11 protein-coding genes and 2 pseudogenes are annotated in these 13,089 nt (G+C 72.3%); 5 read left to right on the top strand and 8 right to left on the bottom strand.

Features of this window, described 5'->3' with window-relative positions; genetic code table 11:
* Positions 1-193 (bottom strand): annotated as a pseudogene (locus B056_RS0132975) (IS256 family transposase); the annotation flags it as partial.
* A gap of 120 nt (positions 194-313) precedes the next feature.
* On the opposite strand from B056_RS0132975, the gene B056_RS38940 reads away from it, so the two are divergent.
* On the top strand, positions 314-796 hold the full coding sequence (locus tag B056_RS38940; protein WP_018506108.1) for a class I SAM-dependent methyltransferase: 483 nt from the start codon (positions 314-316) through the stop codon (positions 794-796).
* A 160-nt stretch (positions 797-956) separates the two neighbouring features.
* Here the strand turns inward: B056_RS38940 and B056_RS0132965 are convergent, their stop codons facing one another.
* From B056_RS0132965 to B056_RS0132950, 4 genes are all read right to left on the bottom strand, one after another.
* The gene (locus tag B056_RS0132965; RefSeq protein ID WP_051105805.1) at positions 957-1,349 is read right to left on the bottom strand and encodes a hypothetical protein; all 393 of its coding nucleotides are present in this window, start codon (positions 1,347-1,349) and stop codon (positions 957-959) included.
* Positions 1,350-1,617: 268 nt separating this feature from the next.
* A complete protein-coding gene (locus B056_RS45625; RefSeq protein WP_268258409.1) occupies positions 1,618-1,863 on the bottom strand; it encodes a flavoprotein in 246 nt (81 codons plus the stop codon).
* A gap of 9 nt (positions 1,864-1,872) precedes the next feature.
* Positions 1,873-5,316 carry a CHAT domain-containing protein gene (locus B056_RS0132955; protein WP_018506105.1) on the bottom strand — a complete coding sequence of 1,148 codons (3,444 nt, stop codon included), beginning with the start codon at positions 5,314-5,316 and terminating at the stop codon, positions 1,873-1,875.
* A 66-nt stretch (positions 5,317-5,382) separates the two neighbouring features.
* Complete coding sequence (locus B056_RS0132950; protein WP_018506104.1) at positions 5,383-7,230, bottom strand: WD40 repeat domain-containing protein; 1,848 nt, start codon at positions 7,228-7,230, stop codon at positions 5,383-5,385.
* 167 nt (positions 7,231-7,397) lie between these two features.
* Here B056_RS0132950 and B056_RS0132945 point away from each other — a divergent pair, with 167 nt between their 5' ends.
* Together B056_RS0132945 and B056_RS0132940 are read left to right on the top strand one after the other, a co-directional pair.
* Positions 7,398-7,760, top strand: a complete 363-nt coding sequence (locus tag B056_RS0132945) for a hypothetical protein (RefSeq protein ID WP_154677365.1) — start codon at positions 7,398-7,400, stop codon at positions 7,758-7,760.
* A gap of 4 nt (positions 7,761-7,764) precedes the next feature.
* Positions 7,765-8,676, top strand: a complete 912-nt coding sequence (locus B056_RS0132940; protein ID WP_018506102.1) for a hypothetical protein — start codon at positions 7,765-7,767, stop codon at positions 8,674-8,676.
* 7 nt (positions 8,677-8,683) lie between these two features.
* On the opposite strand, the gene B056_RS0132935 is transcribed toward B056_RS0132940, so the two are convergent.
* The 3 genes and pseudogenes from B056_RS0132935 to B056_RS45160 all read right to left on the bottom strand — a co-directional run.
* On the bottom strand, positions 8,684-9,235 hold the full coding sequence (locus B056_RS0132935; RefSeq protein WP_026240428.1) for a hypothetical protein: 552 nt from the start codon (positions 9,233-9,235) through the stop codon (positions 8,684-8,686).
* 370 nt (positions 9,236-9,605) lie between these two features.
* Positions 9,606-10,145 (bottom strand): GNAT family N-acetyltransferase, encoded by a 540-nt coding sequence (locus B056_RS0132930; RefSeq protein ID WP_026240427.1) that lies wholly within the window; start codon positions 10,143-10,145, stop codon positions 9,606-9,608.
* A gap of 107 nt (positions 10,146-10,252) precedes the next feature.
* Positions 10,253-10,444, bottom strand: a pseudogene (locus B056_RS45160) (class I SAM-dependent methyltransferase); the annotation flags it as partial.
* Positions 10,445-10,905: 461 nt separating this feature from the next.
* On the opposite strand from B056_RS45160, the gene B056_RS0132925 reads away from it, so the two are divergent.
* On the top strand, positions 10,906-11,568 hold the full coding sequence (locus B056_RS0132925; RefSeq protein WP_018506099.1) for a hypothetical protein: 663 nt from the start codon (positions 10,906-10,908) through the stop codon (positions 11,566-11,568).
* 168 nt (positions 11,569-11,736) lie between these two features.
* A partial coding sequence (locus B056_RS45620; RefSeq protein ID WP_018506098.1) for a WD40 repeat domain-containing serine/threonine protein kinase occupies positions 11,737-13,089 on the top strand: 1,353 nt, incomplete at its 3' end.

Here is a 13,089-nt window from a genome sequence, read left to right as displayed (position 1 = left end):
CGTTGCGCACGACCAGCCGGCGGCCACGGTCGTCACGCTGGTCAGCGAGCTCGGCGATGTAGGCGTCGACCTCGGCCTCCAACGCGGCCGCGAGCATCCGCCGGGCACCCTCCCGGACGATCTCATCGATCAGCGACGGGCTACCCGCCGAACCATCAGCGGGCGTGTTCTCCTCGGGGACTACCGTGAGCACGGGCGTGCCTTCCCGACCGACGCGCCAACGTCGGCCTGACTGAGACCCAAACCTCGATCACCGGGAAGGTACGCCCTCCCCAACCGATCCACAGGTCTCAACCATTGCTCGGTCGGCCGGGTGGTCAACGACAGCCTGGACCCTCACCATCTGACACAGGCAGAGCAGCAGGTCACCGACCTGTTCGGCTCATCGGGCTGGCGTCCCATCCTCGAGGGCCGCCGTAGCGGCGCCCTCGACCCCCAGCAGACCCGCGACGAACTGACCAACCTCATGCGCTGGCGGCTGGAAACCGTCCTGGGCTACAGCTTCACCCACACCCTGCGCATGACCAACGTCCACGGAGTACCCGTCTACGACATGGTCTTCGCCACAGACCACGAAATCGGCAACAAGATCATGAAATCGGTCTACGGCAAAGCCGCAAAACGCTTCCCGCAGATGCGCCAGGAGGCCCGCGCCCGCCAACGCGACCGCCAGGAACGACAGACCGGCGCCGTCGCGATGTTCACGAACATCGATCTCGTTCAGGACGCGCCGCTCGCCGCGCACGAGACCTACCAACACATGCCCCCGGTACCTCCTTACGGTTCCCGCCCATAAAACGATCTTGTCCATGGGTCCGGCGGCTACTCGCCCACCGCACGGCTGCCCCGAGCTCGGGGGCATGGGCGTACACCGTCGACCGGCTCACCCCGAGCAGCTTCGCGATCGCGGTCACCGTGGTGTCCGGCTGGGCCATTCGAGGTGGTCCGGTCGACGATCAGTGTTGGGCAGCTTCGTGGGCGTCGATCAGTGTCTTGCCGGATCGGGCGAGCAGGTGGCGTCGCGTGATCTCGCCGTTCTCCCCGACCAGGGTGTTCTCCCCGACGGGGATCCAGCGTTTCCAGTAGGCGGCCCCGCCGTGGTTCTCGCCGAGGCAGGAGCAGACGCAGTCATCCCCGGTGGCTTCCTGGCAGCGGGTGTCGCACCGATCCCGGGTCCGGAAGTCCAGAACGACATCGACCTCGCCGAAGCGTTCAGCGCAGGCCTCGATGAGCGTTCGCAGGTGGGGCCGGGCGATCGCCCAGCGGCCGTGTCCGATGTAGCGCAGGTCGATCCGTTTACCCAGCTCGCTGCGCAGCCAGGCCCGGTTCGTGCCACCGCTGTAGGGCATCCAGAGCAGCAATCGTCTCTGGTCGACTGACCGCCACACCCACGGTCGCTTTTTTGTCACTCTCACTACGTTCGCACTCGAACGGTGACACTGAGCATCAAATCGTCCGAGAAGACGGCCGTTCGGTGAACGCTCTCTCGGCACTGCGGACGTGGCAGGCCAGAGCGGTCAGGCCTCGACATCCCCACCGTCGTCGCGGCCTCTGGCCCCGCCCCATGAGCCACGGGAATTTACTGTTCCCCGGCCGAATAAACTAGCGCAAATATGATCAAAACAGGTTGTGACCGGCCCCGATAGATGGCAGCACGCTGAGGGGAAAGGAACACGCTGGGGGATAGGTGTCGGCGATGCCGGCCGCCCACTTGTTGATGGTGTTGTGGGTGGCGGGGACGACGATGACGGCGTGGAGAACCCTGGCCGCCGCGTCTTTGGGCTGATGGGTGCGTCGCCGGACGCGCCCTGCCGCCGGCTGGCCTCGCTGGCGCCCGACACGAGCACCACGAACTCCGCGAATCGGACGATGTCAGGGACCGCTGTGGACCAGTGGTGCCCACAGGTCGGGGCGTTCTGGATACCGGTCCCGCAGACGCAGGGTGACGGCACGTAGCACGGGGGCTGCCTGGTCGGCGACCGGGGTGTCGGCGAAGTGCTGGTAGAAGGCGCGCGCGGCGTCCGGGGCGATGTCGTCGCGCAGCGGCCACAGGCTCGCCACCACGTGCCGGAAACCGGCGAGCTGGAAGGCGGCGGCCGGGTGCAGCACCTCGTCGGCGTAGCGGGTGCCGTGGTTGGCGGTGGAGCAGGCGGACAGGTAGGCGAGTTCGGCGTCGGTCAGCCGTAGACCGCCGATCTCGGGCAGTGTCAGGATCCGGTCGTGCACCCGCAGGCCGCTGTCGACCTGCGAGGTCGCGTTGATCACGCCGTGGCAGGCGAAATGCGCCCAGGTCGTCTCCCGCAGCGCGGTCAGGATCTGATCGGCGGTCGCGTCCGCGTTGGACAGCGACGGTCCGCCCACCACGGCGGCTTCCTCCTCGGCGCCGGGCAGTGTCGGCATGTCCGGGGTGGTGCTCATGACGACGGACAGGCTCTGGCGCCGTCGGGCCGGCGGGCGGTTGCGGGCGGCCCGCAGTGCTCGCAGCGAGGGGAGGTAGGAGGAGATCATGGTGTCGAGGGCGCCGTCCTGGCCGGGGTGGCCGGCGGCGTGCAGCGGCAGCAGGCCGAGGAGCCCGGTGGGCAGCCACCACACCCGCTGGGGCGCGCCGCCGGGAGGCAGGGCGGCGGCGACCGGGGCGACGACGGCGTCCCACAACCAGCCCAGCAGCGCGCGCAGCGCTTTGCCCCGCTTGTATGCCGCGGCCAGGGAGGGGCCGCTGTCGAGGGCGGCGTGCAGGGCCGTGACCTGCTTGTTGACGTCGGACGGTCGCAGGTCGGGCAGCGCGACGGCCACGGGGTCGGTGTCGGCCCGCACGAGGATCGCGTCGCTTCGGTGCGTGTCGGCGTTGACGAGGATCACGCACCCACCCGCGGCGGCGGGGGCCAGCTCTCCCAGTCGCGGCGCTGCGACGAAGTGCGCGAGGCCGGGGACCGCGCGGATGTCGGCGAGGAGCCGGTCGTAGTCGGCCCACCATCGGCGACGCTCGCTGGCGGGGAAGTCCGGGGTGTTGAGCCGCTCGCACACCCAGCGGAAGCGGGCGGCGAGGCGTGGTGCCCGCTCGTCGAGCTCGTCGAGGTCGGCCCGGGTGTTGGCCTGGCTCGCCAGGAGCACCCCGCGGCCGAGTTCGGCGAACTCGACGGCGCCCGCCGGGTCACCGGCCGCGCAGTGCGCGGCCACTCCGGCTCCGACGAGGCCGCCGTGTTCACCGAGCCGGTACTGCTGGTCGGCCCAGCCCGCCTCGCGGGGAGCCACCGACGGCAGGAGCGCGGCGGCCGCGTCCAGCATCGTGACGGCGAGCGCCGGCTGCCCGGCGCTCTGCGCGAGCCTGCCCATGGCATGGTGGGCCGACACCCGGTCGACGGCGGCCGCGCCCTGGGCGTCGGTCATCCCGTCGGCGAGCTCCCGCAGTCGTGACCGGTCCGGGGCCGGGCCGTCGCCGGTGATCCGTTGCAGGTAGGCGACGCACATGCTGGCGGTGAACCGGAATCGGTGCGGATGGTCGACCGGGAGCGCCCCCAGAGCCTGTTCGCACAGGGTGACGGTGGTGTCGAGGTCGGCGGTCGCGCCGGTGAGACGGTAGCGGTCGAGGTGGGCGGCGGCGAGGTCGGCCAGCCGGTACGGGAGGTCCAGGTGGTCGGCGGGTGTGCCGGCGACGGCCCGTTCCCCCAGGTCGACCGCCCGGTCCAGGTCGGCGCCCCCCGGTGTGTGGCTGTGCCGGCGCCAGTGCGCGGTGGCCAGCCTGGCGTACCGCTCCGCGCGTGCCAAGTCGTCCTCGCGGGTGGCGGCCAGGGCCCGTTCGCCGAGCTCAACCGCCCGGTGCAGGTCGTCGACGTCGCCGCTGATCGCATGTCGCTGCTGGTAGGCGTCGCCCAGCAGCGACCACCATCGGGGCGGGGGCGCGCTGTCCGTCGCCGTGACCTGCTCGCCGAGCTCGATCGCACGCGCGAGCTCGGCGGTCACGCCGCTGTGGCGGTAGCGGGTCAGGTGGACGGCCGCGCGTTCCAGGGCCACGCCGGCCTGGTCCGGATGTTCGGGCTGGGTCGCGGCCAGCGCCCAGCTCGCCAGGTCCTCGGCCTGGTCGAGGTCGGTGTCCGCGCCGGTACTGAGATGGCGCTGGTGCAGCGCGGCGGCGAGCCGGCCGAGGGCATGCGCCCGGGCGGGGTCGGTCTCGGGCATCGCCGCGAGGGCCTGCCGGCCGAGGTCGACGGCCCGGTGCAGGTCGTCGAGTGCCCGGCTGCGTTCGTGCCGCCGGAGCAGGGTCGCGGCGGCGGTGGACAGGTAGGTGGCGCGCCGCGGGTCGCGTGGTGACAGCGCGGCCGCGGCCTGCTCGGCGAGGGTGGCCGCCTGCCACAGGTCGCGGCGTTGCCCGGACCGGTCATAGCGGCGCAGCAGCGCGTGGCCGAGGGCGGAGAGGACGTCGGGATCCTCCTGTCCGCTGGGCAGCGTGGCCGCGTGTTCCGCCAGGTCCACGGCCCGTTCCAGGTCGGCGGGTGAGTCGGTGTGCTCGTGCCGGTGCAGATAGGCGGTGGCCAGGTCCGCGAGCTGGTCCGCCGAGGGGCCGGTGTGGGCCAGGGCCCGTTCGGACAGGTCGATGACGCGCCGCAGGTCCGCGGGATCGGCGTGCTGCCGGTACCGGCAGCGGTAGGCCCGGGCGAGGGCGGTCCACGCCTGGACGGCCGCCTCCGGCGCCTCGCCGTCCCGCTCCGCGAGCTTCAGGGCCTGCTCGCCGGTGTCGACGGCCCGGGCGAGGTCGGTGGCGGTGCCGTCGCGTTCGTGCCGGCGGCGGTACGCGGCGGACAGCGCCGAGAGCCGGCCGGTCCGACCGGGCCCCCTCCCCTGTCCCTGCCCCTGCTGTGGCCGCGCGGCCGCGGCGGGCGTCAGGAGCAGGACGGCCGCGTCGAGCAGGGCGGGATCCTCACCGCCGGTGGAGGCGTCGAGCAGCAGTACGCCGAGCGCGGCCTGCGCGTCGGGGTCTGTGAACCGTCCGACCACGGGTACGAGCTCTGCCGGGACGATCTCGTGATCGTCGGAGACCGGTTCCAGGCACAGCAGGCACCGGGCCAGTTCGGCGAGGCCGGCGCTCGCGGGCAGCGCCTGGTGACGGCGGTAGTGCAACCAGCCCAGGGTGGCGCTGGCGATGGAGAACGCCGCGTCCAGCGCGGGAGAGGAGGTGGTGAGGTCGACGGCGTGGAGCAGCCGCCACAGGGCGGCGGCGTCCTGGTCGGCGTCGGCGTCGAGGATCTCCGCGACCCGCCTGGTCCGCTCGTACTGCGTGATCCGGTCGCGGACCCGCCAGGTCAGGTCGTCAAGCGGCACCGCTACCGGCTTCCTTGTCCGCGCGTCCGGGGGCCGGGTAGCCATGGGCCGCATGGCCGCGGGCCGTCACCAACGTGGGTCCACCTGCAGAAGCCGGGCCGGACCGCCGCCGCCCCGTCCGGTCGCCAGCAGCAGGCCGCCGTCGGGAAGAGCGACGAGGCTGACCACCGGCGGGTAGCTGGCGGTGGCGTCGTCGAACCGGGCGATCACGGCACCGGACTCGACCTCCCAGACCAGTGTCTCCCGGCCCCGGGCCGCCGCCACGACCACCCGCAGGTCGGGCAGCACCGCCAGGGCGATGTCCCCGCCGTGCCCGTCGCCGGGCGCGGGCAGGGTGCGCAGGACCTCGCCGGTGTGACCGTCCCAGATCCGTACGGTCGACCCGGCGATCGCCGCCACCCGGAACGACCGGTCCACCAGGGTCGCCACGGCCACCGCCGGCACGCTCGACATCGAGTCGGCGCAGTCCAGGACGAACTCGTGCGACCTCGGCCGCTCCCCGGCCGGCCGGTCCTGCTCGAAGCTGTTCCAGACGTGGATGCGGGCGGCGCGGAAGTCCTCGACGCCGGCCACCACACAGACGCTGCTGTCGGAGAGCACCGCGGCCGCCACCGACCACACCAGGTCCACGCGGGGGCTGCCGACCTGGAACTCCCCGACCGAGCGCTGGGTCTCCACGTCCCACAGCCGTACCCGCGCGTCATCACTGCCGGTGATCAACCAGGGGACGTCGCCGGGTGGGTACGCCCAGGCGACGGCGTTCACCGGGGCCTGGTGCCAGTCGATCTCCACCAGGGCCGCTCCGTCCTGGGCGGACCACACCCGGGCAAGATGATCCTTACCGCCGGTGGCCAGGACGACCCGCCCATCGGACAGGACGGTCAACGCGACCGCCAGCACCCATTCGCTGTGCCCGGACACCGTGCGGAGCTTCGCGCCGTCACCAGTGCTCCACACGTGGGCACCGCTGTCGTGCGCCGACGCGAGCAGCCGGCGTCCGTCGGCAAGCGCGATCAGCGCCAGCGATCTGGGCTGCAACTCCGCGTCATCCCGCAACCAGGCCGCGGGGGTGACGTCGCGGACCCGCACCTCCACCGGATCCCAGTCCCGCGGCTGCGTCGTCATGGCGCTCACCGGGCCCGGCCGGCGCAGGGGCGGCGCCGGCGGCCAGGACACCCGCGGGGGAACACCGTGGATGTCGATGTACTCGTGCTTGTCGTCCGCCGCCATGATCCAGCCGGAGGGGTGCACGTACAGGTCGGCTGGCGGCTTCGACCGGCGGTCCACCCCGACGTCGACGACGTCGCTGGAGCGAAAGGGCCTCTCGTCGTCCACGTTCCCGCGGACGGACCTCTCGTACGCGGCCTCGGCCGGCCCGCGCTCGGGATAGTCGACGACATGCCAGTCCACGCCCTCCTCACGAGCGGTATGCACAGCGAAACGCTCGACACCCGTCAGCGGATCACAGTATCTGATCAGCTCGATACTTCCACCGAGAAGCGCATGGGTCTCGGTGACCCGCAGGCTCTCCCCTTTGTTGAACGCCGCCAGGAAGCGGTCCCACGTCGCCTCCGAATCGTCCCCCCACAGGTCATACAGACAGTCGTCCGCAGCCGTGTCGTAAAGCACCCGGGAACCGTCGGGCGGGAAAGACGCCAGGAACGGTCCCGGGTCGGTGGGAACCTGCTCCCACCGGCCGGTGTGCCGGCCCATCAGGCTACGGACGGCCAGCCAGGCCGCGGCCTTGTCCTCGAACCGCCGCAGCCCGAAACCGTTGTGCCACACGTACCAGCCGTCGGACAGGGTACCGACCTGGATGCAGGCACCCGCGGCCCGCGGGGCGGAGTCCCGCAGCGCCCACTGTATGACGGCGCGGCGTTCGTCTGTCTCCAGCGTGCCCTCCACCAGGTTCACCGTCCCCGCTCTCCGCCCGAATCCTAGCGGTGGCGGAAAACTGCCGTTCACCCCGCCGGAACCAGCTCTCCCAGCGCCCGACCCGCCGTTCCCGGCGACCCCGGGACACCGCATTCGTGAGGGTGCGACGGACGGCCTCCCGGCCCACCCGGATAGCGTCGTCCGCCGTGACGGAACAACGTGTCGACCCTGCTGAACGACGCATGCTGAGCGCCTTGTGCGACGAGTTGCCGGTACTGCGCGAGCTGTGCGCCACGGACTCCACGGACAAACGACTGCTGCTGGCCAGGATCGAGACCGAGGCCCGCGCACGCAGGCCGGTCGCGGCGCTGCTCGGTGAGCTTCTCGGCGCCGACACGACCGACCCCCGGCGAGGCGTGGGCACCGGCCTGCCCGGAGCCGGCCCCGGCCGGGCCGACGAGGAGATCTTCGGCTGCCCCGACAGCGCCTGCGACCGGGTCGCCGACGCCGTCCCGGCGGGCCCGATCCCACGCTGCCTGCTCACCGGACTGCCGATGAGCAGGCGCTGACCGGGTGAACGGCTTCTTCGACGAACTGGCGAAGAAGCTCGCCGAACGATGGGTCGCCCTGCTCGCCCTACCCGGCCTGCTGTTCGTCGCGTCCGCCTGGATCGGCGGGCAGCTCGGCTGGGCGCACGCGGTCGACGTACGCCTGCTGACCGACGAGGCCACCCGGCAGGGCAGCGCGCTGGGCGCGCGGGCCGGCCCGGTACAGGTTCTCACCGTGATCGGCCTGCTGCTCGCCTCGTGCGGGGTCGGACTGGTCGTGCAGGCCCTCGCCGGGCCGGTCCGCGACTGCTGGCTCGGCCGGTGGCCGCCCGGCCTGCGGCGGGCGCGGCGGTGGCGCACCGACACGCGGTCGCGCCGCTGGCACCGCCTGGTCGCCGCCCGCCGGGAGCTGCAGGCCCGGTATCCGCCGGCGACCCGGACACCGCCGCAGCAGGCCGAGATCGACACCGCCGCCGAGCGGGTCACCCGGCTGTCCCCGGCCCCGCCGGCCAGGCCGACCTGGATGGGTGACCGCATCGCGGCCGTCGAGCAGATCGGGGTGAACCGCTACGGCCTGGACCTCCGGTTCGGCTGGACGCGCCTGTGGCTGGTGTTACCCGACAGCCTGCGCGCCGACCTGGCCGCGGCCAACGGCCAGTTCGCCACCACCGTGATCACCGCGGCCTGGGCGCTGCCCTACCTCGTGCTGGGCGTGCTGTGGTGGCCCGGGCTGCTGATCTCGCTCGCCGTGGGCCTGACCGGCTGGGCCCGGGGCCGCACCGCGATCGCCGAGCTGACCGAGCTGGCCGAGGCGACCCTGGACCTGCACGGCCGGACCCTGGCCATCGCCCTCGGCGTCGCCTCACCCGACAGCGCCGGCCCGCTGGACCCGGCCGAGGGTGAGCGGATCACCCGGTTGATACGGAAGGGCCGGTGACCCCCGGTCACCCACCGATCGGCTGATAGGGCATTCGGGTGGGCTGCGCCGGCGGCGCGACCAGACCGTCGCCCGGCCAGTACGGCCCGCCCTCCACGAACTGACGAATCGACCTCTCGAGCTGAGCGATCTCCCGCTGGCGGTCACCTGGCCCGAGCTTCGTCCTCCTGCCGAACTGGCCCACCATGGTGACCTCGGTGTCGGGGCCGTTGGCCAGCAACGCCTCGGCCGGCGGCTTCAGGCCCAGCTGCGTCGCGTCGCAGGCGCCCGCGCGGGTGAGCGCGACGAGCGCGTCGATCACCCGCTGCCACTGCGCGACCTGCGGCCACAGCGCCCCGCCGGCCAGCTCGTAGGTCAGCGTCGACAGCGGCACGACGCACCCCTGGGTACGACCGGGGAACTCGGTCAGGCAGCGGTAGATCCGCCCGCCGTCCGGCTGCGGGAGCTCGGGGTGCAACAGCGTCCGCGCGTGCACGAGGGTCGCGTTGACGGGAACCGGATGCTGTGGCGACCGGTACGGGTCATGCATCGCGAGAAAATACACATCCGCGACAGTCATCTTCCCGTCACCTTCCACGAGAATCACCGGCAGAGACCTAGCTGACACTCTTTGCGCAGAATGCAGATTATCAACTCCACCACACCTCCGGATCACCCCTCAAAATCCAGTGAAATACTTGCCGCGGCGTTGTCGAAGTAGGGATCTCGATGGGACGGACGCCACTTGTCGAGAAACGAACTCCAGGTTCACCACCACACGACGGAACGCAGGATCAGACGGAAGTCCGCTGCCGCGGCGGTGGATCGAACCCGCAGGACCCGTGGCATCAAGAGGACGACCGCACCGCTGCGACGAACACGGCCGATCCACCACCGAGGTCGGGGCCGGCCAGAGCATGGGAACATCCCACCGCCATGACCGTTGTCCTTCAGAGCCGCGACGTCGGGTCGGTGAGCGTCCGGGTGAAGGCGACACGATGTAGTCCTGGTCCGTCATAGTCGCGGTGGACGGGAAGACCTTCGATCATGGCGTCGCCGGGTTCCACCTGGAAACCGATGCCGGTGTGGAACGCCAACGAGGCCGCGTTGCCGGGGCTGGTGACACACCGCACCCGGCGGCAGCCCCGGGCGGTCGCCAGGCGGAAGAACCGGTGGTAGAGACTCACACCGACGCCGCGGCGGCGCACCGACGGATCGACCCCGACGAAGTGGATGTAGGCGACCTCGGGCTGGGACTGCGACACGAACCCGACGAGGAACGCCACCAGAGCACCGTCGTCGCGTTCCACCAGGAAACTGCTGTCGGTGAAGTGCTGGAAGAACAACCGCGGGAGCAGCAGGCTGCGCTGCAGCGACCCGGCGTCACCCTGGAAACCCGCCCACCAGGCGTCCATGACCGCCAGGACACGCCGCTGGTCGTCCGGCATGGGATGACGCGGCACCAGACCGTCGGGAAGCTCGTCAACCACCGGTCAACCCTGGCAGAACCGCGTGCCTCGCCGCCACCCCTTTCTTCCATGGGCCCGGCACCCGCGAGGGCCTGATCGCCGCGGGAACCCGCGGCCGCGTCCACGCGCCGGTTCCGCACCGCTTTCCCGTCCGCGAGGTCGAGCTCGCGGAGCGTGCACCTTTCGCCGTACACCGACAACCTTCTGGCCGCGGCCGCGAGCATGCTGTCGGAGCGGTCGACGGCGACTACCTCGGCGTCCGGAAGCCGTTCGAGAAGAGCCTCGGTGACTCGACCAGAACCGCATCCCGCGTCGAGCACCCGCGTGATCGGCGTACCGGAAATCCTGTCGAGAACATCCAGGCCCCACCGATGCCGGGGGCTCGCGACCTTGTCATAAGGTTCACCTTTCCACACGTCAGCGACACTCCTTCGCCTGGTTCGCGTCACTCGTCACGAAGGTCCGCGACGGTCCGGACGGACCTCGCTCGGGTTCCTTCGCCGGGCGGGTGGGGGCTGTCGTAACGCCCGCCGGGCACGTACCCGCCCAGTGGTCCGTTGCCTACATCATCCGGCCAACGCCCCGCCGGTTCGTCGCGGGACTTTCGCCGGGCAGCATGGCGCCGCGCGCCGACCGCGCGAGGCCCTGGCGGGCCGTGCTCGCCAGGGCTCGGCGCGTCCCGTGCGCCGGGGTTCCTCAATCTTGAACAGGCGGGCTCGGCGGTCTCAACGGGCAGAGTGGGGTGGTGGACACGGGGGAGCCAGTCGCGTGGGCGCCGGGGATGACGCTGCTGTCCGACGCCAGTCCGGCGGCGTGGGTGGCGGCGGCGCTGACCGCCTCACCCCCAGCCGCGACGGTCGCGGCGATGGTGCCCCCCGTCTTCACCGCCTACGCCCGGGTGCTGCCACCGACGTACGACGGCGAGAGTGAGGGACGGCGACACCGGTGGTCCGACATCGCCGTGGACCAAGGCGTGCCGCTGAACGCCGAGACCCGGTTCGACGACCTCGTCGCCGGCTCCGACCGCTGGGGGCGTCCCTCCGACGGAGGACTCGACGCGCGGGAGACCGAGGCGCTCGCGCGGGTCCTGTCCGCCTTCACCGGCACGCCGGACCAGGCGTACTTCTGCCTCTGGGAGGGTTTCGGCCTCGCCGAGACAGAGGCCTGGAAGGACCGGCCGACGCGCGTGCGGACACCCCACCGGGCGTACCACCTGCTCACCGGCCCGGTAGGCGCCGCCCCGACGCTGCCGGCGCCGGTGGAGTGGAGATGCGCGAGCCTGTGGTGGCCCGCCGACCGCGCCTGGCTCGTCGCCACCGAGATCGACGGCTACCGCACCTACCTCGGCGCCAGCCGCGCCGCGCTCGACGCGGTCCTCGCCGACCCCGCGCTCGACGCCGTCGCCGTGCGGCCCACGACCCCGCTCGACCCCAGCTACGGCTGACGGTCGTCCCGACCGGGCGGCGGTGCCCCAGTCCGCCACGCGAAACGCGCCGTCACCAGCTGTTCGCCTCCGGCGGGCCCGCGAGACCAGGCGGTTCTCGCTGCGGCGCTAGGGTGAGCCCACTATGACGGGGGAAATCGGGACGAGGCCGGCCCGCCTCACCACAGCATGATCATCGATCGGGAACGAGTCGCCGCGGCGCTGCCCGGCTACACGCTGGGCGCCGAGCTGGGTGCCGGGGCGTTCGGTCTGGTCCTGGCAGGCGAACACCGGCGGATGGGCCGGCCGGTCGCGGTCAAGGTGATGCGCGCCGAGGGCCCGGAAGGCCTCGCGGTGAGCTTCGACGGCGAGGCCCGCACCCTGGGCGGGTTGGACCATCCCCACATCGTGCGTGCCTACGACTACCTCGACGTCGACGGGCTGTGCCTGGTCGTGATGGAACTGCTGCCCGGGGGCACCCTCACCCGCCGCCGCGCGGACCTCAGCGCCCCGCAGGCCTGTGCGGTCGGCCTGGCCGTCGCCGCCGCGTTGGACCACGCCCACACCCGCGGGGTGCTGCACCGCGACATCAAGGCCGACAACATCCTGTTCGCCGCCGACGACACGGTGAAAGTCACCGACTTCGGCATCGCGAAGATCTTCGAGGGATCCGCGGCCAGCGCCAGCGGCCTGGCCGGCACCCCCCAGTACATGGCCCCCGAGCAGATCGAAACCGGCCGGCTCGGCCCGGCCACCGACATCTACGCCCTCGGGATCGTCCTCTACCGGCTCCTGACCGGCCGGGCGCCGTTCGACCCCAGGCAGCCGATCCAGGCACTGTGGCGCCAGCACCTGACCAGCCCACCCCCGCCGATGGACGATGTTCCCGGCCCTCTCGCCGAGGTCGTGCTCACCGCCCTGGCCAAGGACCCCGCCGACCGCCAGGCCGACGCCCGTGTCTTCGCCGTCGACCTCGCCCACGCCGCCACCCGCGTCCACGGCTCCGACTGGACCGGCCCCACCGGCCTGCCCCTGCACCTGCCCGACCAGGTCCGCCGTGCCCTGCACCCGCCCGCACCGGCGGTGACCGCGCCGGCGGCCGACCCTCTCCCCACGTCAGCAAAGACACCAGCGGGAACCGGGGACGCGGGGGACGCGGGGGAGCCCACGGTCCTCGCCGCCCCGCCCCCGGTCACCGCGCTTTCCCCAGCGCCCCCACGCCGACGGCGATGGCGCCTGCCAGCCGCGGTCTGCGCGGCAATCGCTCTCGCCGCCGCTGTCACGATCACGCTGCTCACCACCCTGCCGACCACCGCCGCAGGCTGGTCCCACCCGAAACCCCTCGGCCAGCCCCTCACCGGCCACACCGCCGCGGTGACCTCGGTGGCGTTCTCCCCCGACAGGCACACCCTGGCCACCGGCAGCCGGGACCACACGGTGCGACTGTGGAACGTCACCACCCCCACCGGACCACAACCCCTCGGCCAGCCCCTCACCGGCCACAGCGCCGCGGTGACCTCGGTGGCGTTCTCCCCCGACGGC

The sequence above is a fragment of the Parafrankia discariae genome, from assembly GCF_000373365.1.
In the GTDB taxonomy this organism is placed as follows: domain Bacteria; phylum Actinomycetota; class Actinomycetes; order Frankiales; family Frankiaceae; genus Parafrankia; species Parafrankia discariae.
This window is presented reverse-complemented; position numbering and strand designations above follow the sequence as displayed.

Coding starts and splice junctions, on each gene's coding strand:
- B056_RS0132965 (WP_051105805.1), bottom strand. CDS start 1,349: ATGCCCTACAGCGGTGGCACGAACCGGGCCTGGCTGCGCAGCGAGCTG.
- B056_RS0132935 (WP_026240428.1), bottom strand. CDS start 9,235: ATGACTGTCGCGGATGTGTATTTTCTCGCGATGCATGACCCGTACCGG.
- B056_RS0132925 (WP_018506099.1), top strand. CDS start 10,906: ATGACGCTGCTGTCCGACGCCAGTCCGGCGGCGTGGGTGGCGGCGGCG.